Consider the following 24,233-nt stretch of genomic DNA (forward strand, 5'->3'; position numbering starts at 1 on the left):
GCCCACCTGGCGCGCGCCTTTTTGCCCGGATTTTTCATGCCCTCGCCCGTCAGTCTCGATTCGCTCATCACCGACTTCATCGACCGTGAACATCCCGCGCAGATCGCATTTCTGCAGGAACTGGTACGTGTGCCTTCCGACAACCCGGACGGCGATTGCGCACCTCATGCGGCGCGCGCAGAAGCACTGCTGAAGGAACTGGGCTTGCCGGTCGATGCGTATCCGGTACCGCAGGAACTGGTGCAGCAACACGGCATGCGTTCGGCCACCAACCTGATCGTGCGTCACCAGTTCGGCGAAGGCGGCCCGGTGATCGCGCTGAACGCCCACGGTGACGTCGTGCCGCCCGGACGCGGCTGGACCTTCGATCCCTATGGCGGCGAAGTGGTCAACGATCCGCAGCATGGCCCGACCATGTATGGCCGTGGCGTGGCCGTATCCAAATCCGACTTTGCCACCTATACCTGGGCATTACGTGCTTTGCAGAACGCGGCCGATCAAGGCTTGGCGCTGAATGGCACCATCGAACTGCACCTGACGTATGACGAAGAAACCGGTGGCGAGATCGGCCCGAAATGGCTGTTGGACGAAGGTCTGAGCAACCCCGACTACGCCATCTCTGCCGGTTTTTCTTACGGCATCACCGTGGCCCACAACGGCTGCCTGCACGCCGAAGTCACCGTGCACGGCAAACAGGCCCACGCCGCCATGCCGCATACCGGTGTAGATGCCCTGGAAGCCGCCACCCACATCCTGCGCGCGCTGTATGACTACCGTGGCGAACTGGCGCAACGCAAATCCGCAGTCACCGGCATCGACTGCCCGGGCTTGAACGTTGGTCTGATCAACGGCGGCATCAACACCAACGTCGTGCCCGACCAGGTGAGCTTCCGCGTAGACCGCCGGATGATCCCCGAAGAAATGGGCTCGGACGCCGAAGGTGATCTGCGCCGCGTGATCGAAGCAGCTGCTGCTACTCGTCCGGGAATTACCGTCGACGTGCGCCGCATCATGCAAGCCGAACCGCTGGTCGAACTGCCGGGGGCTCACCGCCTGATCGAGCCTTTGCGCAAGCGCGCCAGCAGCGTGTTTGCCACCGATATTGCGGCGCATGGTGTGCCGCTCTACACCGACGCTCGTCACTACACGGCACGCGGCATTCCGACCGTGCTGTACGGTGCTGGCCCACGCACCCTGATCGAAGCTCGCGGCCACAACAGCGACGAAAACCTGCGCCTGGAAGACTTGCGCAAGGCCACCCACGTCGTGGCCCTGACCTTGGCCGATCTGCTGGTTGCCAAGCCGGCTGCGCAAGTCTGAGCGACGCCATGACAACTACACAGAACCCTGTTTCGTGGAGCGAGGACGACTCCGCCTGGTGCGGCCTGCAAGTCATGGCCTGGGCCGATGACCTGGCGCGTCACACCGACCACCCCGAGCACCTCAGCTGCACCTACCTGACCCCTGCGCATCAGGCGGCTGCACAGACCTTGATGCAGTGGATGCGCGAGGCGGGATTCGACACCGTTCGCCAGGATGCGATTGGCAATCTGATTGCGCGTTATCGGGCGGCTGATGCTGGCAGCGTAGGTGGTGCGAGCAGCACAGACAACACGAACACCAGCAACCCCTGCATCGTCGTCGGCAGCCATTACGACACCGTCCACAACGGCGGACGCTACGACGGCCGCCTGGGCATCCTGCTGCCGCTGGCCATCGTCAAACGCTTGCACGCACGTGGCGAACGTCTGCCGGTCGACCTGGAACTCGTGGCCTTTTCCGAAGAAGAAGGGGTGCGTTACGGCGGCACCTTCCTGGGCTCGTCGGCCTATGCAGGCATCTTCGATCCGCGGCAACTGGACCGCGAAGACGCCAACGGCATCCCCATGCGTGCAGCCATTGCTGCAGCAGGCTTGGAAGTCGAGCAGATCGCACAAGCCGCTGCCGATATCGCAAGCATGCAGCACTACTTCGAAGTCCACATCGAACAAGGCCCGGTACTGCTGGATCGAGGCCTGCCAGTCGGTGTGGTCAGCGCCATCGCCGGCAGCATCCGCCGCCGCATCACCCTCACCGGCCGCGCCAGCCATTCAGGCACCACGCCGATGGACATGCGCCTGGACGCCGCCTGCGCCGCTGCCGAAATCGTGTTGCTGGTGGAACAACGCTGCGCCAACATCCCAGGCCTGGTCGGCACCGTGGGGCAACTCACTGTCCCGAACGGATCGGTGAACGTCATCCCCGGCCGCTGCGTCTTCTCGCTGGACGTACGCGCCGACAACGACGCCACACGCGATGCAGCGCTGGCCGACATCGACACAGGCATTGCCGAGATCCTGACGCGCCGGGGCATCACCGCCCAACAGGAAGAATTGATGCGCGTCCCCGCCGTGCCGTGCTCGCCCACACAGCGCGCCATGTGGCTGGATGCCATCGCCGCCACCGGCATCCCCGCTGTCGAGCTTCCTTCCGGAGCCGGTCACGACGCGATGATGATGGCCAATGTCGTGCCCGTGAGCATGCTGTTCGTGCGCTGTGGCAACGGCGGTATCAGCCACAATCCGCGCGAAATCGTCGACGTCGCAGACGTGACGATTGCAGCATCGGTAACCATGGAATTTCTGGCCAGATTGACTGCAGATTGATCGTGCTTCCCATCACGAATTAGGCCAGGATGCGGCCAACTCGATAGCAATTATCGAATGGCGACCCAAGGTCCTTGCCCCTCCCCCAACAGCATTCCAACGCTGAAACAACAAAGGGCGACCCGCTGTAAAAGCCGAGTCGCCCTTTAAACCACCGGAGTCGAGAACCCGCCTCGACCCCGCTTCACTACACCTGTCAAGCCTTCGCCGGGAACACCCAGACCTGCTCGGCCGGCAGCTCAAGACGGTAACGTCCAGGCGCACGATTGACCTGTCCATAGGCCCGCAAGGCCAGACCTTGCGCCGGATCACCACCTTCGGTGCGGAACAGATATTCCCAACGGTCGCCCAGATACATGCTGGTCAACAAGGGCAGTTCCAGACCATTGCTGATCTCACCTTCGGTCAGACGAACCTGCTCGACCCGGACCACGGCAATCGCGTTGCTGCCGACTGAAATCCCGTCGCCCGCACGGCCACGCACAGACCAGCCCTGCCCTTCCACACGCGCCCAGCCGCCTTCGATCGACGTCACCTTGCCAGACAGACGATTGTTGCTGCCCATGAACTCGGCGCAGAAGAGCGTGGCCGGGCTGCCGTACATTTCCTGCGGCGTGCCCTGCTGTTCGATCTTGCCGTTGTTCAGCAACAGGATGCGATCGGAAATGGCCATGGCCTCGCCCTGATCGTGCGTCACCATCAGGGCCGACAGGCCCAGACGGATGATCAGTTCACGCAGGAAGGCGCGCGCTTCTTCACGCAGCTTGGCATCCAGGTTGGACAGCGGTTCGTCCAGCAACAGTACCGGCGGGTTGTAGACCAGCGCACGGCCGATGGCCACGCGCTGCTGCTGACCACCCGACAACTGGAACGGATGACGCTCGCCCAGGTGACCCAGGCCCAGCTGCTGCAACATCGACTGCACACGCTCGCGGATCTCGGCGGTGGGTACCTTGCGCAACTTCAGTGGGTACGCCACGTTGTCGAACACCGTCTTGTGCGGCCACAACGCGTAGGACTGAAACACCAGGCCCAGGTTGCGCTCTTCGGCCAGCACCTCAGTACCGGCTGCACCGTCGAACACGGTGCGGTCACCGATGCGGATACGTCCCTGGCGAGCCGCTTCCAGCCCGGCCACGGCGCGCAACAAGGTGGTCTTGCCGCTGCCTGAAGGGCCGAGCAAGGAAACAACCTCGCCGCGCTTCAGCTGCATCGACACGCCTTTCAGGACAGACACATCACCGTAGCTCAGGTGCAGGTCATCGACGGTAAGTTCAATCATGAAGCTTCACTCCGAAACGCAGTGCCAGCCCCAGGCCAAGCACGACGAATGCGATATTGATGAAAGACAGGGCAGCAACGATGTCGATCGCGCCCGAGGCCCACAAGGACACCAGCATGGACCCGATGGTCTCGGTGCCGGGCGACAGCAGGTAGACGCCCGTTGAGTACTCACGCTCGAAAATCAGGAACATCAGCAGCAGTGCACCGACCAGGCCATGACGCGCCAGCGGCACGGTCACGTGACGGGTGACCTGACCACGATGGGCACCTGCGGTACGCGCAGCTTCTTCCAGCTCGGGACCGACCTGCAGCAACGTTGACGAGATGATGCGCAAGCCATACGCCATCCACACCACGGTGTAAGCAAGCCACACGCTGAATATGGTGGAACGGATGCTGCGTAGTGCGTCAACGAAGTGTTCCTGCAACCATGCGGAATACGGCAGCACCGACAACCAGCCGTCTTCCAGCGAGTTTTCCAGCAGCATCGGCACGAACAGGAATACCCACAGGAATGCCAGACCGGCAAGCAGGCCGGGCACGGCACGCGGCACCAGCACGCTGTAGTCCAGGAAGCGGGTAATGCCGTCTGGCTTGCGATGCATGGCCAGGCCAATGAAGGTGTAGCAGACCACCGCCAGCGCACCGCCGACCACACCGATGGCGACCGAGTTCATGATGGCGCGCAGCAGGTTGGGCTGCGAGAACACCGTGCGGAAGGCTTCCACCGACAACACATCGAACAGCGACACACCCATGCCCCAGTTGGACACGAAGGCACGCAGCAACACACCCAGCAAGGGCACCACGATGGTGACTGCCAGCCACAGGCCGACCACGGCACCAGCCACCCAGCGCCACTTGCCCAGCGGCAGCGGACGCGAACGCGAGGCCTTGCCCTTGACGGTGACGAAGCGGTTGGCCGTGCGCATCAGACGACGCTGCAATGCCACCAGCGGAATCGTCATCGCGATCAGCACGACAGCAACTGCGGCCATCAGGTGATACGACGGAATGCCCAGTTTGTTGGTCAGCTTGTACAGGTAGGTGGCCAACACCAGATTGCCTTCCGGGTCACCCAGAACCAGCACCAGACCGAAGACTTCCAGGCCCAGGAAGAACAGCAGCACGGTGGCGTACAGCATGGCCGGACGCACCATCGGCAGGCTGACTGCGGTCATCACTTGCAGGGGTGAGGCACCCGCCACACGTGCGGCTTCTTCTACGTCTGAACCCATGCTTCGCAGCGCGGACGAGATGTAAAGATACGCGTGTGGCACGTGCGTCAGCCCCGCGATGATCACGATGCTGGGCAGGGAATAGATGTTCCAGGGAACGAAGCCCAACAGACTTTGTGCCCACGACGAGAAGAAGCCGACCGGGCCGGCTGCCACCACATAGCCGAAGCCAAGCACCATCGGCGACACGAACACCGGTACCAGAATCAGCGGTTCGATCCAGGTGCGTCCCGGCAGGTCGGTACGACTCATCAGGAAGGCCAGAATGCCTCCCAACGGGATCGAGAGCGCAGCCAGACCGAAGGCAACCAGGAAACCGGTCTTCAGTGCCTTGTAGAAATCGGGATCATCGAAGATGAAGCGGAACGCGTCCAGGCTGAACGACTTTGACGGCGCAAAGAACGGGGCCGACAAAAAGCTCTGGAAAACGATCAGCGACAGGGGGGCGTAGATCGCGATCACCGTGAGCAATACGACCACGCCGCGCGGCAGTGAGCGCCATCTCATTCTTAGTGAATGCATGGAAAGACGTCCATTTTTGAAAACCGCCCGGAGGCGAGGAATGACGGACTGATGCGACGCATCGGCCCGGCTTGCCAACTTGCTTTGATATCTTGCTTGCTTGTCGTGCTGTGCGACGTGCTTGCGACGTGCCTGGCGATCTGCTGATCACCAACTTTTTTCTGGTGCGATTGCGGGCTGTCTGCCGCGCAATCGCACCCTTACTGCCTACCGCTTACTTGCCGGCAGCCGTGCGCCATTCCTTGATGAAATCAAGACGCGGCTTTTGTTCCAGGTATTCCAGCAGCGATTCGTTGACCGGAATCGGCTTGAGCGCAGCGCCCAGCTTCTTGGTCATGCCGTCCACGTCGTTGTCACCCGGAATGTCATCGCGGATCGAACCCAGGTCAGACTGGTTCGCCATGATGTCCTGACCCTTCTGCGACAGCAGGTAGTCCAGCCACAGACGTGCGGCGTTCTTGTTGCGCGACTTCTTGCTGATGAAGGACACGCGCGACAGCACCAGGGTGTAGTCGGTGGGGTATGCCACACCAATCGACGGGTCGGTCTTGGCGCGGGTTTCGGCATACGAACCCAGGATGTTGTAGCCCAGCAGGTTTTCACCCGAGGACACACGTTCCATCATGGTGCCGGTGGACGACTGCACCACCAGGCCAGCCTTGCCGGCTGCGGTCACGAACTCGGTGAAGCCCTTGTCGTTGCGCTTGTCCTGCACCGTCAGCATGAAGCCCACGGCCGACTTCTCGATGTCGTAGCTGGTGACCTTGCCCTTGTACTTGTCGGTCTGCGTGGTCAGCAGCTTGGCGAACGCGGCGTGGGTAGTGGGCACGTCGGCAGCGGGCACCAGACGCTTGTTGTAGATGAAGACAGCCGGCTCGTAGGTCGTGCCGTAAGCGCTGTCCTTCCAGTTGGCCCAGGCCGGCAGCTTGGCCGATTCAGGCGACTTGTAGACCAGTGCATAGTCAACGGCCAGCTTCAGGGCCGAGTCCATCGAGGAACTCCAGACCACGTCGCCGCTGTTGCCACCGGCTGCCTGCTCGCTGATGTAGCGGTTGTACAGCTCGGTGCTGTTCATGTCGTTATATTCGACCTTGATATCCGGGTACATCGCCTCGAAGCCCTTGACGATGGGGCCGGCTGCCTTGGTATCGGTGGTCGAATAAATGGTGAGCTTGCCCTCTTTCTTCGCGGCGTCAATCACCTTCTGGTAATCGGCGGGATAGCCCGCAGGAACTTGTGCAAAAGCAGCGCTGGCGAACAGCGACAGGGCGGTGGCACAAGCGGCGGCCAGGCGAGTAGGGGTGCAGACAGTCATGGCGATCTCCAGTGGGGATTCCTTGTGTGTCGATGCCCCGAAAGTGGGTGCTCGTCACACGTTGAAGCCATCTTAGGAATGCAAGCTGTCAGCGTCCTGTCACCGCGCCCGTTTCGCTGGATAACCCTGAGACGCTTCTGGCGAATCGGTCACCAAACGCCGCCAGTTCTTCACAAAACGTGCGTGTCGCTGCTGATCCAGCCCCACCAGCAAGGCCGACCCGAACACGATCGGCTGCACGATGCCGTGCGGTCCGGCCATCAACGATTCCGAGGTCCAACGCCCGCTCGTTCCGGGCACAATCGACCCCAGCGCAGCCGGGCCAGCCATGGTTTCCTGTCCGGCTGGCGACAGCAACCAATCGACAAACGCACGCCCCATCTCGGGCGTGGGTGCGGTTCGCAGGATCAGCGCCGAGCGCGACAGCACCGCCACGTAATCCTGCGGCATCGCCACCGCAATCGGTCGGCCAGCGGCTTCGCGCGCCAGCGCATACGAGCCCAGCACGTTGTAGGCAAGGTCAAGCTCGCCCGACTCGATCTCGTCAAGAATTGCGGCCGCGGTCGAGTGCAGATGCACGTGGGCGCGACCCAAGGCATTGGCCAAGCCCCAGAAGTTCGAGGACACCACGGCGTCCTGGCTCGCCAGCAGGTAGGCCAAGCCGCTCGTCGCAATGTCGTAGCTGCCCACCCGGTTGTCCAGCACAGGCAACTGGGTTTCCAGCAGGTTCAGCAGCGCCTGACGCGAATGCGGCACCGTGTCTGGCGTGAAGCGCTTGGGGTTGTAGACGATCACAATCGGTTCGAAGGTGAAGCCGAACACTTCCGTGCGCCAACGTGCCCACGCCGGGACGCCCTCGGCATGCCGTGACACATGCGGCAAGGCATAACCGTCATTGGCCAGGCGCACCTGCAAATCGATTGACGAGCTGACCAAGACATCGACTGACGGCAGCTTGCCGGCAATCACCTCGCGGTACAGCTCGAAGCCGTTGAGTTCGCGATACACCACGGTCACGTCGGGCCAGCTACGCTGGAACTGGCGCGCGATTTCCGTGAACACCACCGTGTCGGTGGGACCTGCGACCGACACGGTGCGATCGAGCAGGTTCTTTTGCGGTGCCGGGTAGATCGTCACGTGGCCGGCTGCGGTCGGCCCGGTCACAGAAGACAGTTCGGACGACAAGGCCCCGGGGCCGCGCGCGGCAAGTCCGGCAGGTACTGTGGCCAGGGTGCCGTCTGCGGTGGTGGGCACTGCTGGTGCCCCAGGGGTTGCAGGTTTTGCCTGTGTATTGGTTGATGCATTAGTTGATGTATTGGTCGATGTATTGGCCTGCGCCTGCACCACCTGCGGCAGCGTCGTCCACACCATGATCGCCAGCGCCAACGCAGCAAACACACCCGTTTTTGCACGCCCGGCGGCAGCCGGTGCAGCCAACGGCAACATCACACTCACCACCAGCCCGCCACCGGCCCGCGCGCGCAAGGACAGGCTGCCGCCATGCGCGTCCACCACGTTTCGCACAATCGCCAGGCCCAAGCCCGACCCAGGCAGGCCCTGCGCGCTGCGACCGCGCTGGAAGCGCTCCAGCACCGTGTCTTTCTCGTCTTCCTGGATGCCCGGGCCACGGTCGGACACGCTCAACAGCACACGTCCGCCCGGCAGCGCTTGCGCCTCGATATCGACCTCACCATCGGGCGCGTACTGCAAGGCGTTGTCCACCAGATTGCGCAGCATTTCGCGCAAGGCCACCTTGTCGCCCCGGATGCGGGCGCGTCGAACCTGCGGCGCAATCGCAATGCGCAAACGCCGCTTGCCGTCCATGCCGATGCGACGACGTGTGTCATTGATGATCTCCGACACCCCAACCGCATCACGGGTCTGTGCGTCCAGCCGGTGTGTGATGGTGGCGTCCATCAACAACTGGTTGATCAGCAGGCTGACATGCGAGGCATTGGCCAACACCCGCCCGGCACGCTCGCGCAGACGCACCGGATCGGTTTCTTCCGTCATCACTTCCGCTTGCGCGCGCAAGGATGCAAGCGGCGTGCGCACCTGGTGCGCAGCATCGGCAACCAGGTTCTGCAACACGGCCATCACCGCACGCAGGCGGCCCATGAAGCTGTCGAGTGCCTCGGTCAATTGCAGGACTTCGCGCGGCACGGGGGCTTTCAATGGTGCCAGGTCTCCCGGTGCCCGGCTGCGTAGTTCCTGTTCAATCAAGGACAGGGGCGCGAAGGCACGTTGAATGCCGAACCACAGCAGGCCAAGCGCTACCACCACGATGGCCAGCAGTGGCAAAGCGCTGCGCTGGAATATCTCGGCCGCCAGTTGGCGACGTGCGCCGCGCGTCTCGGCCACCCGGATCGTCACCCAGCCGATGGACGGACCCGTGGACAACAGACGACCCACGGTGGCGATGCGAACCTCATCCCCGCGATAACGCATATTGGCGAACACAGGCACGGAGGAGTTGGCAGGGGCAAGCGTGGCCTCCAGGTCGCCATATCCGGTCACCAGCCCGCCCGAGGCATCACGCACGCTGTAGAACACGCGTTCGCTGTCACTCAGCATGCCAAGCGCGGCAATCGGCAGTTCCAGAGCAACACCGTCATCTTCGGTCTGCACGGCCCCTGCGATCGTCAGCGCCGACGCGGCAAGCAAGCGGTCAAAGGCCCGATCCGCGGCCTGGGTGGCATAACTTTCCAGGAATATTAGCAAGGCCAGCCCGCCGCCCACCAGCAGTGAAATCGCCAGTGAAAAGACCCGACCCCGAATCGACAAGGACTCGGCACGACGAAAAGCGGGTAGCGGGTTTTGCTCAGAGCGTTTCATGCGATCGCGCCTGATAGCCCACGCCACGCACCGTCACGATATCGATGGAACAGTCACCAAGTTTCTTGCGCAGGCGCGACACCAGCAACTCAAGCGCGTTGGTGGACACGTCTTCAACCTGGAACATCTGTGTCATCAGGCGCTCCTTGGCGACCGTCTGACCAATGTGCGCCAGCAACACTTCCAGCAGGCCGAATTCGCGGCGTCCCAGATCAAGCAGCACTCCATCGACCGTGGCCGTGCGTCCGGCCAGATCGATGGCCAGGTTGCCGTATTGCACCGCACTGCTGCTTTGTCCGGCTGGCCGGCGCATCAGTGCACGCAAGCGGGCTTCCAGTTCACGCAGGTCGAAGGGTTTGACCAGGTAATCGTCGGCTCCCAGGTCGAGCATATCGACCTTGTCTTCGATTTCCGCCCGCGCCGTCACCACCAGGACCGGGGTGTCCTGGCCCGATGCCCGCAGCGATCGCAGCACCGCAAAGCCGTCTTTGCCTGGCAGCATGATGTCGAGCACGATGGCATCCCAGGTGCCGTGCCGACTCCAGGAAATGGCCGCGTCGCCGTCGCGCACCCACTCGACCGAATGGCCCGCCAGACGCAGTTTGCTCTCGACCGCATCGCCCAGATCAGCGTTGTCCTCTACCAACAATATGCGCACGCCAAGGTCCCCGGGGATGTGTTTCGCCGCATTCTAATCCGCGCCTCGGCCCTTCGGTGCGTGGTCATGCGCGAGCGCATGGGATACATTGTGAAGTCGCCTCATCCTCTCCAGCGGCCCCCAACACCCGGCCGCGACGCCCCCTCCCATGTCTCGCTACCTGCCCGATCGCTTTACCGTTGCCATCATTCTCACGGTCATTCTGGCCAGCTTCCTGCCAGCATCCGGCAAGGGCGCGCAGATATTCGAAGTCATCACGAACGTCGCCGTCGGCGTACTGTTCTTCATGCACGGTGCCAAGCTGTCGCGCGAAGCGATCATTGCAGGGGTCACGCATTGGCGGCTGCACCTGGTGGTGTTCCTGTCCACCTTCGTTCTGTTCCCGGTGCTGGGCTTGACGCTCAAGCCCGTGCTGTCGTGGCTGATGACCCCGGAACTGTATGTGGGCATCCTGTTCCTGTGCGCGCTGCCCTCGACCGTACAGTCGTCAATTGCACTGACGGCAGTGGCGCGTGGCAACGTACCGGCCGCCGTCTGCAGTGCCTCGTTCTCCAGCCTGATCGGGATTTTCCTGACACCGGTGCTGGTCGGCATCTTTGTGGTGCCGCATGGTGGGCATATTTCCTTCGAGGCCGTCACCAAGATCTTCGTGCAGTTGCTGCTGCCCTTCATCGTGGGCCACCTGATGCGTCCGCTGATCGGCAAATTCATCGACAAGCACAAGGCAACGCTCAAATACGTGGACCAAAGCTCCATCCTGCTGGTGGTCTACACCGCCTTCAGCGCGGCTGTCATCGAAGGCCTGTGGCAGAACACGCCCGCCAGCACCCTGATCGGCGTGATCGTCGCCACCTCCATCCTGCTTGCCATTGCCCTGTTCATCACCTGGCAGACCGGCAAGCGCCTGGGCTTCTCGAAGGCGGACCAGATCACCATCCTGTTCTGCGGCTCCAAAAAGAGCCTGGCCACCGGAGCCCCGATGGCCAAGGTGCTGTTTGCCAGCTCGGCCGTTGGGGCCATCGTGCTGCCGGTGATGATCTTTCACCAGGTCCAGCTGATGTTGTGCGCCATGATCGCGCAACACTACGCGCGCCGGCCGGAAGAAGACGCCAAGAAAATCATTGATGCCGCCGCCCAACCTTGACGTAGCGCGCGGCTTCCCTTCTTCGCTTGCACCATGACTGACAGCGCGCAAGCCATCACGCGTTCAGTTTTCAGCCTCGGGGCGTGAGTCCAGCCCCACCGCCTTCCCGGAGTCTTGCCATGAATCTGTCGGACATCACCCGCGTCATCGCCAATCGCTACGATGACGACATCATTCCTCGCCTGGTGGACTACGTGAAGGTGCCAGCCAAGTCGCCCGCCTTCGACGCCAGTTGGGATGCGCACGGCCATCTGGGCCAGGTGATCACCACCGCCCTGGAATGGGCACGCGCGCAGGCAATCGAAGGCCTGACGGTCGAGATCGTCAACATCGAAGGCAAGACGCCCTGTCTGTTCTTTGACGTACCCGCCACCCACGGCCTGGGCAACGACCGCACGGTGCTGTTCTACGGCCACCTGGACAAACAACCCGAGATGACCGGCTGGGCCGAAGGCTTTGGCCCCTGGACGCCGCGCATCGAGGACAACAAGCTCTATGGTCGCGGTAGCGCCGACGACGGCTACGCGCTGTATGCCGCGCTGGCCGCCATTTCGGCCATCGACGGCCAAGGCACGGCGCGCCCGCGCTGCGTTGGCCTGATCGAAACCTGTGAAGAAAGCGGCAGCTTCGACCTGCCCGCGTACCTGGACCTGCTGGCACCGCGCCTGGGCGACGTGGCCCTGGTGGCCGGGCTGGATTCGGGCTGCGGCAACTACGAACAGCTGTGGGTGACGACCTCGTTGCGCGGCTTGATCGGCGGCACACTGAACGTCGAAATCCTGACCGAAGGCGTGCACTCCGGCAACGCCAGCGGACTGGTGCCCTCGTCCTTCCGCATTGCCCGCCAGTTGCTCAACCGCATCGACGACCCGGAATCCGGTCGCGTGCTGCTGCCCGAACTGCATGCCGACATTCCCGCAGAACGCCTGCAACAAGCCAACGTGGTCGGTGCCATTCTGGGCGATCAGGTGTGGAAACAATTCCCGTGGGTCGGCTGCTCGCACGGCCCCGAAGGCGAAGGCCATGCCTTCAGCCAACCCACCACCACCGACCCGGTCGAAGGCATTCTGGCCCGCACCTGGCGGCCGGCATTGTCAGTCACTGGCGCATCCGGTTTCCCCAGCATCGACTCGGCCGGCAATGTACTGCGCCCCAAGACCTCGCTGAAACTGAGCCTGCGCATTCCCCCCACCGTCGACGGCGAAAAGGCATCGTGGGCGCTGAAAAAAGTGCTGGAAACCCAGGCACCGTACAACGCAAAAGTCACCTTTGATGCCGATTGGGCCGCCACTGGCTGGAATGCACCCGAGACCGCCAACTGGCTGAAACGCGCAGCCGACCAATCATCGAACCAGGTGTTCGGCAAGGACGCAGCCTGGATGGGTGAAGGCGGCACGATTCCCTTCATGAACATGCTGGGCGAGAAATTCCCCGACGCACAGTTCCTGATCACCGGTGTGCTCGGGCCGAAATCGAACGCCCACGGCCCGAATGAGTTCCTGCACTTGCCGTATGTGAAGAAACTGACGGCGGCAGTTGCGGGGATTGTGGCGCAGGTGCGCTGAGTATCTGAATTGTCCGGCATCGGCTCTGCAAAGGGCCACGCGACCAGCCCAGACAGCCGCACGACCAGCCGGCAGCGCCTGCAGTAAGCCGCACAAAAGGAAATGCCTCTTGGCTTTCACCAAGAGGCATTTTTTACCAGCGAACGATCGGCTCATTCCCCGGCATTCGCCCAACGACGCCGTCCTCAGCGCCCCCACAAGCGCCCCCTTGAGGGCAGCGTCGTCGACTGCTGGCGAAACTTGCGGGTGGACCTGCCGACAGCAGACCCACCAACACGGCCTCGACTGGCGAGGCCGTAAAAATCAGAACGTGGCGAGGGACACGTCGGTCGCTTTCACCAGGGCAACCACTTCCTTGCCCGGAACCAAGCCCAGTTCCTTCACGGAACGGGTGGTGATCACCGAGGTGACGATGCCGCTGGGTGTTTCCACATCGACTTCGGAGACCACCGGGCCTTCGATGACTTCCTTGATCCTGCCGCGGAACTGGTTGCGTACGTTGATGGCTGTGATGGTCATGCTGAATCCCTGGTAACGAGTACGGATAGTGGCGGCTTCTGAGCCGAAAAACAAAGTTAGTTATTTCATAAGCAAGTATGAATTAGTTTATTGCCCGCATGAGGCGCATCGGCGGGCAAGCTGACTCAATCTTCTGCTTTGCCGATGCCAAGGGCCTCTTCCACCGCCAAGGCAATGGTTTTCACGACCTCGACCCGCGCAAAGCGCTTGTCGTCTGACGCGATCAGTGCCCACGGGGCGGCATCGGTGTCGGTCTGGGCAAACATGTCGTTGGCGGCGCGCCTGTACGCGGTCCATTTGCGCCGGTTGCGCCAGTCATCCGACGTAATCTTGTAGCGTTTGAACGGCACCGACTCACGTTCACGGAAACGCACCAGTTGCTCTTCTTTGGTGATCGCCAGCCAGCACTTCACCACGATGGTGCCGTGTTCGACCAGTTGCGCCTCAAAATCACGAATCTCGTCGTAGGCGCGTTTCCATTCGGCCGGCTTGGCAAAGCCTTCCACCCGTTCGACCAGCACACGTCCATACCAGGACCGATCGAAGATCGCGATGCGGCCGGTGGTCGGCACGTCACGCCAGAAACGCCACAGGTAGGGCCGAGCCAGTGCTTCGGCGCTGGGGGCGGCGATTGCCATGATCCGCATCTGTCGCACGTCCAGCGCATGCGTCAGACGACGGATTGCGCCGCCCTTGCCCGCCGCGTCACTGCCCTCGAAGACCAGCGCCAGAGAGCGCGAGGCAAACGCCGGGTTGTGAACGGCGCGTGCCAGGCGACCCTGCCAATGCGCCAGCGCTGCCTCGTACTCCGCTTTGTCCAACTGCCTGTCGTAGTCCACCCCGTCGAAGCGATCTGGCGATGGGTCCAGCTTGGGTGTCGCACCCGTCGGTGGCAGATGCTTGCGTCGCAGCGCGTCGCGCACGGCGACGGCGGTCGCGTAGGTGCGCATCGACGTATCGGCGCTGGGGATGATGGTCCAGCGCGCATAGGGAAAGTCAGTAGCCTTGACCACCGTGTCGGCGGCAGCACGCAGACGCTTGAATTTCTTGGCGACTTCGCGATCGGCATCCGATACGCGCCAGGCGGTGTCGGGGTGTGCTTCCAGTTCCTCGCAGCGCTGGCGCTGGGCATCGCGTGACAAGTGATACCAGAGCTTAACTAGCTGTACGCCCTCGCTGGCCAGCATGGCCTCGAAGCGGGCAATGTCCTCAGCCAGACTGGCCAGGCGTTTGGCGTTGGGTTTCTTGCGCGCGGCTTCCTTGAAGAAGTCCGTATACCAAGACCCGAACACGATACCCAGGCTGCCACGTGCAGGCAGTTCCGCCCAATAACGCCACATCGGTGGATGCCGCAGTTCATCTTCGGTCGGCGGCCCGAAGGCAAGCGTGCGAATGCCACGCGGGTCCATCCATTCGCTCAGCAGGTTGATGGCAGAGCCTTTGCCCGCGCCATCGATACCGGCCACGACCACCAGCACGGCGCGTTCGGCACGGTCACGCAGCAGTTCTTGTTGCGACAGCAGCGCGTTGCGCAGCTCCGGTTCCAGGCGCGCCAGCTCGGCGCGCGGCATCACAGGGTCCAACTCGGCATCGGCAAACACGGGGTTCTCCAGGCTGCGTTCAGGGTGTCGGCGTAGCATAGGCGATCGAGCAGACAAGAACGCAGTCCTTCTGCTCCGCCATCTGTTACGCTAATGAGTAGCATTCTCAAAAAATGACGAACCCGATCTGGAATCCGATCTCATGAATACGCGCCGCGAAAAAGATACGTTTGGTCCCATCGATGTCCCCAGCGATAACCTGTGGGGCGCTCAGACCCAGCGTTCCCTGCAATTCTTCGCTATCTCCAGCGAAAAAATGCCGCCGCAACTGATTGATGCATTGGTGCGCGTGAAGCGTGCTGCTGCCACGGTCAACGCCGAACTTGGCCTGCTCGACAAGGAACTGGCACGCGGCATTCGCGAAGCCGCTGATGAAGTGGTGGCCGGCAAGTGGCCCAATGAATTCCCGCTGAGCGTCTGGCAGACTGGCTCGGGCACCCAGACCAACATGAACGCCAACGAAGTGCTGGCCAACCGCGCTTCCGAGCTGCTGGGTGGCGAGCGCGGCGAGGGCCGCAAGGTTCACCCCAACGACCACGTGAATCGCGGCCAGTCGTCCAACGACGTGTTCCCGACTGCCATGCATGTCGCAGCCGCAGTGCAAGTCAACGCGCACCTGTTGCCGGCACTGGCCAAACTGCGCGCCACGCTGGCCGCCAAGGCTGCCGAGTACGCCGACATCGTGAAGATCGGCCGCACTCACCTGCAAGACGCCACGCCGCTGACGCTGGGCCAGGAAATCTCCGGCTACGAAGCACAACTGGCACTTGCCGAATCGCAGATCGTTGCATCGCTGACGGGCGTGTATCAACTTGCGCTGGGCGGCACCGCAGTTGGCACCGGCCTGAACACCCACCCGGAATTCGCCGTGCGCGTGGCCGACGAACTGGCCCGCGACACCGGCCTGCCCTTCGTCACTGCGCCGAACAAGTTCCAGGCACTGGCTGGCCACGAAGGCCTGCTGTTCGCCCACGGCGCGCTGAAGACACTGGCTGCCAGCCTGATCAAGATCGCCAACGACATCCGCTGGCTGTCGAGCGGTCCGCGTTCGGGCCTGGGCGAAATCAGCATCCCCGAAAACGAACCCGGCAGCTCGATCATGCCGGGCAAGGTCAACCCGACGCAATCTGAGGCCCTGACCATGTTGGGTGCTCAGGTCTTCGGCAACGATGTTGCCCTGAACTTCGGTGGCGCAAGCGGCAACTTCGAACTGAACGTGTTCAAGCCGCTGGTGATCCACAACTTCCTGCAATCCGTGCGCCTGCTGGCTGACGGCATCAACAGCTTCGACCAGCACTGCGTGGCCGGTCTGCAACCGAACCGCGAACGTATCGCCGACCTGGTGTCGCGCTCGCTGATGCTGGTGACGGCACTGAACCCGCACATCGGTTACGACAAGGCCGCACAGATCGCCAAGAAGGCCCACAAGGAAGGCCTGTCGCTGAAGGAGTCCGCGCTTGCGCTGGGCCACCTGACCAGCGAACAGTTCGATCAGTGGGTCGTGCCGGGCGACATGATCAGCCCCGACAAGGTCTGATCGGCGCAAGCTGAAGTGGCATGACAAAAACGGCACTCGAGGGTGCCGTTTTTGATTGTGGAGAAGCGGGATAAGTCACGCCTTGCCACCTGTGGAAAAGTCCTGATGGTTCAGGACTTTCCAAGAACAGATTTCTGACTCAGAAACCGATCAGGCACCTGCAGTGCCCATGCCATAACGCGCTTGCAGATACGAGAACAGCGCACGCAAGCCTTGCGCTTCGCCGCCGCGCGGACGACCCGGCCGCGCAGCATCGTTCCAGGCGAACACGTCGATGTGCACCCAGGCAGCACCCGCCGGCGCGAAGCGTTCCAGATACAAGGCCGCGGTGATCGCGCCTGCATGACCACCGGTTGCGGCGTTGGTCATATCGGCAAAACTGGAATCCAGCATGCGGCGATACGGACGCCACAACGGCATGCGCCACAGCGGGTCGGAGGTCTCGTCAGCATGCTGCAACAGACCGGCGGCCGTGGCGTCGTCGTTCGAGAACAGCGCGGGCAACTCCGGTCCCAACGCAATGCGCGCGGCACCGGTCAGGGTTGCCATATCGATCACCAGTTCAGGCTTGTCGGCAGCAGCGTGCGTCAAGGCATCACCCAGAATCAGGCGACCTTCCGCATCGGTGTTGTGAATTTCCACCGACAGTCCGGCAGAGGTGCGCACGATGTCGCCCGGACGCATGGCGTCGCCGGAAATCGCGTTTTCCACAGCGGGCACCAACAGGCACAGGCGAACAGGCAACTTGGCCTGCATGACCAGGCGGGCCAGCGCGAGGGCGTGTGCCGCGCCGCCCATGTCCTTCTTCATCCAGCGCATGCCCTCGGGGCCTTTGATGTCCACGCCGCCGTTGTCGAAGCACACGCCTTTGCCGATCAAGGTCAGGCGCGGGGCATTCACATCGCCCCAGCGCAATTCGATGAGGCGCGGTGCGCGCGATGCGGCGCGACCCACGGTATGGATCATGTTGAAGCCAGCCGCGAGCAGCTCTTCACCTACCCATTCACGCACCACCGCATCGTGCTGGCTGCCCAGTGCACGCACGGCATCGGCCAATTCAGCAGGACCCATCTCGTTGGGCGGCATGTTCACCAGATCACGCACCTGGGAAATGGCAGCGACCAGGGATTCGACCCCGGCCTGCACATCGGCGTCGACCAGCAATTGTGCAGTTGGGCGCGGCGCCGACTTGAAGCGGTCAAAACGATAATGCGCCAGCGCCCAACCCAATGCCGCACTGCGCACGTCGGCAATCTCGCCACCCGCAACCAGGCGGTACTGACCGGCTGGCAGGCTTTCCGCCAGTGCTGCCAAGGTCCATACCGGGTCTGTCGGGTCAACGATTGCCACCACTGCACCCAGGCCGCCATCTGCTGCCGGCAGCAGCATGTGTCCGCTGGGACGGGCCGCAAAACCGCTGCTCGACAACCATGCGGCCTGAACGGCGGGCAGCTGCGATTGCAGCGCCACCAGGCCCGCAGGCGTGGTCGTGTGGATATCGAGGGTAGTCGGCGTGGCGGCTGAGATGAAGGGACTGGCGGAAATCGGGCTGGTGGGGGACATGAGGGGGAGATCCGAAAGCGCGCCGGACCAAGCCGGCGCGAAAACTGGGACAACAAAATATGTTGAAGCCGCTAGTTTGTCAGAAGCGGCGGTGCCTTGCCCGACGCCACCTCGTGCAAGGACGAACGGCACCGCCCGCAAGCCTGCGCATCGTTCAGCGCTGATTCAGCTCCGCCCCAGCGTGGGCTGGCAACGTGCGGAAAGCCAGTGCAGACGACATGGTCAACACGGCGATCACCACGTAGCCCAATATCAGGTCATGACGCGAGAGCGTTTCTGCACCACGCCATGCCATGCTCAGATTGAGCGACAAGGCCGCAATTCCCACCCCCAGGCTGATCGCCAGTTGCTGGGCAACCGACGCCAAGCCCGATGCCTGGCTCATGCGCTCGGGGGTGACATCCGCATAGGTCAACGTGTTGACCCCGGTGAGTTGCAAGGACCGCAAAAAACCCGCGATCAACAGCACCACCATGATGATCCAGTGCGCGCTCGATGCGCCGAAGAAGGCAATGGCCAACACCCCCAGCCCGCTCAACACGGCGTTGACCATCAATGTTCGGCGAAAACCGAACAGGCGGATGATCGGTGCCGCCGTGAACTTCATCAACAGCGCACCTGCTGCCCCGGTGAAGCTCAGCAGACCTGCTTCGAGCGGCGTCATGCCGAACACCACTTGCAGCTGCATGGTCAGCAGGAAGGGCGTCGCCCCGATAGCCAGTCGCGACAGGTTTCCGCCCAGCGTCGATGCTGAAAACGTGTGGATGCGGAACAGGCTCAGATCAAGAATGGGGAAGGCGGTTCGTCGTGCATGCAGCAAGTACAGACCGCCCGACAACAGGCCCACGCCGATCAATGCCAACACGCCATACCAAGGCATCAGACCATGCCCGATGACGTCGAAACTCAAGACCAAGGTAGCAAGGCTCACCCCTGACAGCACCAGGCCCAGAACATCGAGCGGTCTTGGCTCGGGGCGTGACACTTCCGGCAGGTAACGCAACACCAGCACGATGCCGGCAATGCCAATCGGCAAGTTGATCAGAAACACCCAATGCCACGAGGCATAGGTAACCAGGAACCCACCAAAGGGCGGACCAAGCACAGGGCCGACCAGCGCAGGCACCGTCAGGAAAGACATGGCGCTCATCAACTGCGCCTTGGGCACGGAACGCAGCAACACGATGCGGCCCACCGGGACCATCAATGCGCCCGCAAACCCTTGCAGCACCCGGGCGGCAACCAGTTGCCAGAGTTCTTGCGAGATCCCGCATAACAAGGAGCTGAACGAGAACAGGCCAATGGCCCATACGAAGACTCGGCGCGCACCCACGCGATCCGCTACCCAACCACTGAGCGGCACGAACACCGCCACCGCAAGCAGATAGGCTGTGATGGCAACGTTAAGTCGTACCGGCGCGACACCTAGGCTTGCCGCCATGGCAGGCAATGCGGTTGCGATAATGGTCGCATCCAGCATCTGCATGAACAGCGCACAGCCGATAATGAAGGGGATCAGACGTGGCCCGCGGCCAGAAGACGGGGCACTCACAGAAAAGTCCTTGTTGGAAATATCGCCGAGGGCATATGGCACCAGTGGCATTAATGCTGCTTTAGTCTTACGCTAGTTGCCACGCAAGAAACCGCTGACCACAGGTCGCTGTAGATTCTGCCCATCATATCGAGGTTAATGTGAAAAAAATGCTGCCGGCAGTCATGCTTGCCATCATGTCCGCTGTTGCTATTCCTGCCCTCGCACAAACCGCGCCTGCGTCCGCCATCGACAACAGCGCCTGGAGCCTGCAACTCGGTCACTATGACGACATCAGCCGCTTCACCTTGAACTACGAAACCGCCCCCGTCTGGCAGACCCGTTTTTCCAACGGTACCCGCATCACCTTGTCGGGTGAATTCGGTGGTTCCTACTGGCACACTTCGCGTGCCGGCCGCAGCTCACTGTTCCAACTGAGCGCCATCCCGCTGTTCCGCTACTGGGCGACCGACCGCTTCTATATTGAAGCGGGTATCGGTGCCACGGTGTTCGACAAACACGACATCGGTGGCAAGGAAATCTCGACCAACTTCCACTTTGGCGATCACCTTGGCGCGGGTTACCGCATTACCAACGACATCATGATCGGCTACCGTTATTCGCACTTCTCGAATGCCGGCATCAAGCGTCCGAATCCGGGCCTCGATATGCATCAAATTGTGTTGAACAAGCGTTTCTGAATAAGGTCTGAAAATATTCAGAATCAGCACGCGATTTGCTGAATATTTTCTGAATATCATTCGTCGGTATCTCGACTGACCCATACGGTCAGCACCGGGATACCGATGATTGCCATCGTCGCCGGTTTTGCAGGCGAGTTCCGAATGGCGTCTCAGCGATTTCCCGGACTGCCGCCCAGGCAAGTCGCCGGGTACAGTGTTCCCCCACATGCAGGCCCGCCACCCTTTGCGCCGGGCCGCGCCAAAGGGACGCCCAATGAGTACATTAGAATTCCGCACCGTACCCTCGGTACTGGTCGAAGCGGGTGTTACCGCACGTCTGGGGCAAGTGCTGCGCGAACGTTTTCCGCTGCAACGCCTGTGTCTGGTCACCGACCGCTTTCTGCATCGCAGCGGCCTGCTGGATGCAGCCCTGGTCAGCCTGCGCGCCAACGGCTGGACCGTACAGGTCATCGACGATGTGGTCGCCGATCCGCCGGATCACGTGGTGCTGGCTGCCGTCGAACAGGCACGCACGGCCGACACCGAAATCGTGGTCGGTCTGGGTGGTGGTTCTTCGATGGACGTCGCCAAACTGCTGGCCGTGTTGATCGGGTCCGATCAACCTTTGTCCGAGATGTACGGCATTGGCAATGTGCGCGGTACCCGCCTGCCGCTGGTGCAGATTCCCACAACGGCGGGTACAGGGTCGGAAGTCACGCCGATTTCCATCGTGACCACGGGCGAGACCACCAAGGCCGGTGTGGTTGCCCCGCAGTTGTACGCCGACCTGGCCATTCTCGATGCAGACCTGACCGTCGGCCTGCCGCCGAAGATCACGGCCGCCACCGGCATCGACGCCATGGTGCACGCAATCGAGGCCTACACCAGCAAACACAAGAAAAACCCCTTGTCCGACATGCTGGCCCTGAAGGCCTTGTCACTGCTGTCGAACAACATCCTGACAGCCTGCCGCGACGGCGACAACCGCCCCGCGCGCGAGGCCATGTTGCTGGGTGCCATGCTTGCGGGCCAAGCGTTTGCCAACGCGCCCGTGGCAGCGGTGCACGCGCTGGCCTACCCGATTGGCGGCATCTTCCATGTGCCCCACGGCTTGTCGAACTCGCTGGTGTTGTCACACGTGCTGCGCTTCAACGCGCCTGCTGCGGCAGGACTGTATGGCGAACTTGCCCAGATTCTTGTCCCGGGTGCGTCCGGCAGCGATGAAGCGCGTACCCAGGCCTTGATCGGCTATGTCGAACAGTTGGCGGTAGACACAGGCATCGAGCGCACCTTGCGTGAGGTCGGCGTGGCGCAGACGGATCTGCCCCGTCTGGCGCAAGACGCCATGAAACAAACCCGTCTGCTTGGCAACAACCCGCGCGAGGTCACTGAAGCGGATGCATTGAGCATCTACCAGGCAGCGTGGTGATAAAACTGAATTTAAGTTGAATATCCAGTTGAATGGAAGATTTGGTGGCACGCACATCAAGTATCGCTCCAGCGCCACAGCCGTCAGCGTTGATCACTGGTGGCAGCGCGACCTGCTTCGACCAACGCGTCGAGGACGACGCCAAGATGTTGAGCATGCCCTCGTCGTGGCGCTACGATGCCATGACACGCTACGATGTGACTCGTAATCTCAGCGTGTCCGGCGACACCCGGCAGTAAAGAAGCCCTTTGCGGCTTCTGCGCGGGCGCCCCTTCGGGGGCGTTTTCATTTGCCGTGGCATCTTAGCTTCGACCGGCTGCGTCCTCGCCGCGCAGGCCGTCAACCTATCAAAGGCCAACACCGTGCTGCTGAAAATTCCGGGTCTGCTTACCAACGAACAGGTACATCGTTGCCGAGAAGCCCTGGCACGCGCCAGCTGGGTCGATGGGCGCACCACCGCGGGGCATGGCGCGGCCAGCGTCAAACAGAATCTGCAATTGGCGCTCAGCGACCCGATCGGCATCGAGGTCGGCAACCTGATCCTCGACGTGCTTGGCCGCTCACCGCTGTTCATGTCGGCGGCGCTGCCCTTGAAGGTCATGCCGCCGATGTTCAACCGCTATGAAGGTGGTGGCACCTACGGCAACCACGTCGACAACGCGATCCGTATGCTGCGCGGCACCGACCACCGGGTGCGCACCGACATTTCCACCACGGTCTTCCTGACCGACCCGGCCGACTACGACGGCGGTGAACTGGTCATCGAAGACACCTATGGTTCCCAGACCATCAAGCTGGCCGCAGGCGACATGGTGATGTATCCCGGCACCAGTGTGCACCGCGTCACGCCCGTGACACGCGGCTCGCGGATCTCGGCATTTTTCTGGACACAAAGCCTGATACGCGAAGACGCGCAACGGGCGCTGCTGTACGAACTGGACAACTCCATTCAGCAACTGGCTGTCGATGTCCCGGGGCACCTTGAGATCACCCGCCTGACGGGCGTGTATCACAACCTGGTTCGTCGCTGGTCGATCACGTGAACACTGCACCGCTTGCCCCGCTGACCCAGATTCCACCGCAAATCGCTGCGATTGCCGACTACGAAAGCTACGCCCGCGAGCGCATGACCGACAGCGCCTGGGCCTACCTGAGCGGTGGTGCCGCCGATGAACTCACGCTGCGTGAAAACCGCGATGCGTTCGATCGTCTGCGTCTGCAGAACCGGGTGTTGGCTGACCTGAAAGGCGGCGGCACCAAGCTGAACCTGTTCGGCTTGCAGCTGGATTACCCAATCGTGCTGGCCCCCGTTGCCTATCACCGGCTTGCCCACCCGCAGGGCGAACTGGCCAGCGTGCTGGGCGCATCGGCAATCAAGGTGCCTATGGTGGTCAGCACCCAGGCCAGCATCGGGTTGGAGGACATCGCCCAGGCTGCGCAGACACCGCTGTGGTTCCAGCTGTATCTGCAGGCCGAGCGCAGCCATACCCTGAGCCTGGTGCGCCGTGCCGAAGCTGCGGGATATCGGGCGATTGTGCTGACGTTGGACGCGCCAGTGAACGGTGTGCGCAACCGGGAACAGCGTGCATCCTTCCAATTGCCGCCGGGCATCGACGCCCCCAACCTGCGCGATATTCCGTCGCCATCCTTGCCGCCAGCACGCGCAGGTGAAAGCGCCTTGTTCGGCAAAGGTGTGCTGGACACAGCCCCCACCTGGGACGACCTGGCATGGCTGCGCGCATCTACACGACTGCCCTTGATCGTCAAAGGCATCACCTCACCGCTCGATGCACTGCAAGCCATCGAGCATGGTGCAGATGGCATCGTGGTGTCCAACCATGGCGGTCGTGTGCTGGATGGGCAACCCGCGACCATCGATGCATTGCCAGCCGTCACGGCAGCGGTGGCAGGACGGGTGCCTTTGCTGCTGGATGGCGGCATTCGGCGCGGCACCGACATTCTGAAGGCGCTGGCGTTGGGTGCCACCGCCGTACTGATCGGACGGCCCTATGTCTACGGATTGGCTGCGGCAGGTCCGGTGGGTGTGGTGCATGTAGTGCACATGCTGCGTACTGAACTGGAAATCGCGATGGCGCTGACCGGATGCAAGACGCTGGCGGACATTACGCCGTCGGTGTTGTGGCAACGCGGCTAAATCAACACC

At 62.2% G+C, this 24,233-nt stretch carries 18 protein-coding genes; 9 read left to right on the top strand and 9 right to left on the bottom strand.

Annotated features, from left to right (window positions below):
• Positions 1-36 precede the first annotated feature (36 nt).
• Both FXN63_RS21775 and FXN63_RS21780 read left to right on the top strand, forming a co-directional pair.
• Positions 37-1,320: a M20/M25/M40 family metallo-hydrolase gene (locus tag FXN63_RS21775; RefSeq protein ID WP_148817495.1), complete on the top strand. Its 1,284-nt coding sequence runs from the start codon at positions 37-39 to the stop codon at positions 1,318-1,320.
• A gap of 8 nt (positions 1,321-1,328) precedes the next feature.
• The gene (locus FXN63_RS21780) at positions 1,329-2,645 is read left to right on the top strand and encodes a hydantoinase/carbamoylase family amidase (RefSeq protein WP_148817497.1); all 1,317 of its coding nucleotides are present in this window, start codon (positions 1,329-1,331) and stop codon (positions 2,643-2,645) included.
• Positions 2,646-2,841: 196 nt separating this feature from the next.
• Here FXN63_RS21780 and FXN63_RS21785 read toward each other — a convergent pair whose 3' ends face one another.
• From FXN63_RS21785 to FXN63_RS21805, 5 genes are all read right to left on the bottom strand, one after another.
• On the bottom strand, positions 2,842-3,927 hold the full coding sequence (locus FXN63_RS21785) for an ABC transporter ATP-binding protein (RefSeq protein WP_148817499.1): 1,086 nt from the start codon (positions 3,925-3,927) through the stop codon (positions 2,842-2,844).
• Positions 3,920-5,689, bottom strand: coding sequence for an ABC transporter permease (locus tag FXN63_RS21790; protein WP_148817501.1), 1,770 nt, complete (start codon positions 5,687-5,689; stop codon positions 3,920-3,922). The genes FXN63_RS21785 and FXN63_RS21790 overlap by 8 nt, the downstream gene beginning before the upstream one ends.
• A gap of 214 nt (positions 5,690-5,903) precedes the next feature.
• Complete coding sequence (locus FXN63_RS21795) at positions 5,904-7,004, bottom strand: ABC transporter substrate-binding protein (protein ID WP_148817503.1); 1,101 nt, start codon at positions 7,002-7,004, stop codon at positions 5,904-5,906.
• A 99-nt stretch (positions 7,005-7,103) separates the two neighbouring features.
• Positions 7,104-9,839 (bottom strand): sensor histidine kinase, encoded by a 2,736-nt coding sequence (locus FXN63_RS27150; protein ID WP_246164933.1) that lies wholly within the window; start codon positions 9,837-9,839, stop codon positions 7,104-7,106.
• Complete coding sequence (locus tag FXN63_RS21805) at positions 9,826-10,497, bottom strand: response regulator transcription factor (protein ID WP_148817505.1); 672 nt, start codon at positions 10,495-10,497, stop codon at positions 9,826-9,828. The genes FXN63_RS27150 and FXN63_RS21805 overlap by 14 nt, the downstream gene beginning before the upstream one ends.
• A gap of 148 nt (positions 10,498-10,645) precedes the next feature.
• On the opposite strand from FXN63_RS21805, the gene FXN63_RS21810 reads away from it, so the two are divergent.
• Both FXN63_RS21810 and FXN63_RS21815 read left to right on the top strand, forming a co-directional pair.
• The gene (locus FXN63_RS21810) at positions 10,646-11,641 is read left to right on the top strand and encodes a bile acid:sodium symporter family protein (protein ID WP_148817507.1); all 996 of its coding nucleotides are present in this window, start codon (positions 10,646-10,648) and stop codon (positions 11,639-11,641) included.
• A gap of 119 nt (positions 11,642-11,760) precedes the next feature.
• Positions 11,761-13,206 carry a M20/M25/M40 family metallo-hydrolase gene (locus tag FXN63_RS21815; RefSeq protein ID WP_148817508.1) on the top strand — a complete coding sequence of 482 codons (1,446 nt, stop codon included), beginning with the start codon at positions 11,761-11,763 and terminating at the stop codon, positions 13,204-13,206.
• Between the two features lie 303 nt (positions 13,207-13,509).
• Here the strand turns inward: FXN63_RS21815 and FXN63_RS21820 are convergent, their stop codons facing one another.
• Positions 13,510-13,725: a TOBE domain-containing protein gene (locus FXN63_RS21820; protein ID WP_148817511.1), complete on the bottom strand. Its 216-nt coding sequence runs from the start codon at positions 13,723-13,725 to the stop codon at positions 13,510-13,512.
• A gap of 125 nt (positions 13,726-13,850) precedes the next feature.
• Positions 13,851-15,365 carry a polyphosphate:AMP phosphotransferase gene (gene pap / locus FXN63_RS21825; RefSeq protein ID WP_148817513.1) on the bottom strand — a complete coding sequence of 505 codons (1,515 nt, stop codon included), beginning with the start codon at positions 15,363-15,365 and terminating at the stop codon, positions 13,851-13,853.
• A gap of 103 nt (positions 15,366-15,468) precedes the next feature.
• Here pap and fumC point away from each other — a divergent pair, with 103 nt between their 5' ends.
• Positions 15,469-16,863, top strand: a complete 1,395-nt coding sequence (gene fumC, locus FXN63_RS21830) for a class II fumarate hydratase (protein ID WP_148817514.1) — start codon at positions 15,469-15,471, stop codon at positions 16,861-16,863.
• Positions 16,864-17,013: 150 nt separating this feature from the next.
• Here fumC and FXN63_RS21835 read toward each other — a convergent pair whose 3' ends face one another.
• Complete coding sequence (locus tag FXN63_RS21835; RefSeq protein WP_148817516.1) at positions 17,014-18,426, bottom strand: leucyl aminopeptidase family protein; 1,413 nt, start codon at positions 18,424-18,426, stop codon at positions 17,014-17,016.
• Between the two features lie 154 nt (positions 18,427-18,580).
• Positions 18,581-20,029 carry a DHA2 family efflux MFS transporter permease subunit gene (locus tag FXN63_RS21840; protein ID WP_148817518.1) on the bottom strand — a complete coding sequence of 483 codons (1,449 nt, stop codon included), beginning with the start codon at positions 20,027-20,029 and terminating at the stop codon, positions 18,581-18,583.
• 125 nt (positions 20,030-20,154) lie between these two features.
• Between FXN63_RS21840 and FXN63_RS21845 the strand changes: the two genes are divergently transcribed.
• From FXN63_RS21845 to FXN63_RS21860, 4 genes are all read left to right on the top strand, one after another.
• Positions 20,155-20,658 carry an acyloxyacyl hydrolase gene (locus tag FXN63_RS21845; RefSeq protein WP_187394979.1) on the top strand — a complete coding sequence of 168 codons (504 nt, stop codon included), beginning with the start codon at positions 20,155-20,157 and terminating at the stop codon, positions 20,656-20,658.
• Between the two features lie 256 nt (positions 20,659-20,914).
• Positions 20,915-22,069 carry an iron-containing alcohol dehydrogenase gene (locus FXN63_RS21850; protein ID WP_148817522.1) on the top strand — a complete coding sequence of 385 codons (1,155 nt, stop codon included), beginning with the start codon at positions 20,915-20,917 and terminating at the stop codon, positions 22,067-22,069.
• Between the two features lie 362 nt (positions 22,070-22,431).
• Positions 22,432-23,112 (top strand): Fe2+-dependent dioxygenase, encoded by a 681-nt coding sequence (locus tag FXN63_RS21855; protein WP_148817523.1) that lies wholly within the window; start codon positions 22,432-22,434, stop codon positions 23,110-23,112.
• Positions 23,109-24,224 carry an alpha-hydroxy acid oxidase gene (locus FXN63_RS21860; RefSeq protein ID WP_246164934.1) on the top strand — a complete coding sequence of 372 codons (1,116 nt, stop codon included), beginning with the start codon at positions 23,109-23,111 and terminating at the stop codon, positions 24,222-24,224. The genes FXN63_RS21855 and FXN63_RS21860 overlap by 4 nt, the downstream gene beginning before the upstream one ends.
• Positions 24,225-24,233 lie beyond the last annotated feature (9 nt).

It is taken from the genome of Pigmentiphaga aceris (genome assembly GCF_008119665.1).
Lineage (GTDB): Bacteria > Pseudomonadota > Gammaproteobacteria > Burkholderiales > Burkholderiaceae_B > Pigmentiphaga > Pigmentiphaga aceris.

Excerpts from the sequence above, each read along its gene's own strand:
- FXN63_RS21790 (WP_148817501.1), bottom strand. The coding sequence starts at position 5,689 with ATGCATTCACTAAGAATGAGATGGCGCTCACTGCCGCGCGGCGTGGTC.
- FXN63_RS21780 (WP_148817497.1), top strand. The coding sequence starts at position 1,329 with ATGACAACTACACAGAACCCTGTTTCGTGGAGCGAGGACGACTCCGCC.
- FXN63_RS21795 (WP_148817503.1), bottom strand. The coding sequence starts at position 7,004 with ATGACTGTCTGCACCCCTACTCGCCTGGCCGCCGCTTGTGCCACCGCC.
- pap (WP_148817513.1), bottom strand. The coding sequence starts at position 15,365 with ATGCTACGCCGACACCCTGAACGCAGCCTGGAGAACCCCGTGTTTGCC.
- FXN63_RS21815 (WP_148817508.1), top strand. The coding sequence starts at position 11,761 with ATGAATCTGTCGGACATCACCCGCGTCATCGCCAATCGCTACGATGAC.
- FXN63_RS21840 (WP_148817518.1), bottom strand. The coding sequence starts at position 20,029 with ATGCCACTGGTGCCATATGCCCTCGGCGATATTTCCAACAAGGACTTT.
- FXN63_RS21835 (WP_148817516.1), bottom strand. The coding sequence starts at position 18,426 with ATGTCCCCCACCAGCCCGATTTCCGCCAGTCCCTTCATCTCAGCCGCC.
- FXN63_RS21845 (WP_187394979.1), top strand. The coding sequence starts at position 20,155 with ATGTCCGCTGTTGCTATTCCTGCCCTCGCACAAACCGCGCCTGCGTCC.
- FXN63_RS21785 (WP_148817499.1), bottom strand. The coding sequence starts at position 3,927 with ATGATTGAACTTACCGTCGATGACCTGCACCTGAGCTACGGTGATGTG.
- FXN63_RS21775 (WP_148817495.1), top strand. The coding sequence starts at position 37 with ATGCCCTCGCCCGTCAGTCTCGATTCGCTCATCACCGACTTCATCGAC.
- FXN63_RS27150 (WP_246164933.1), bottom strand. The coding sequence starts at position 9,839 with ATGAAACGCTCTGAGCAAAACCCGCTACCCGCTTTTCGTCGTGCCGAG.
- FXN63_RS21820 (WP_148817511.1), bottom strand. The coding sequence starts at position 13,725 with ATGACCATCACAGCCATCAACGTACGCAACCAGTTCCGCGGCAGGATC.
- fumC (WP_148817514.1), top strand. The coding sequence starts at position 15,469 with ATGAATACGCGCCGCGAAAAAGATACGTTTGGTCCCATCGATGTCCCC.
- FXN63_RS21850 (WP_148817522.1), top strand. The coding sequence starts at position 20,915 with ATGAGTACATTAGAATTCCGCACCGTACCCTCGGTACTGGTCGAAGCG.
- FXN63_RS21810 (WP_148817507.1), top strand. The coding sequence starts at position 10,646 with ATGTCTCGCTACCTGCCCGATCGCTTTACCGTTGCCATCATTCTCACG.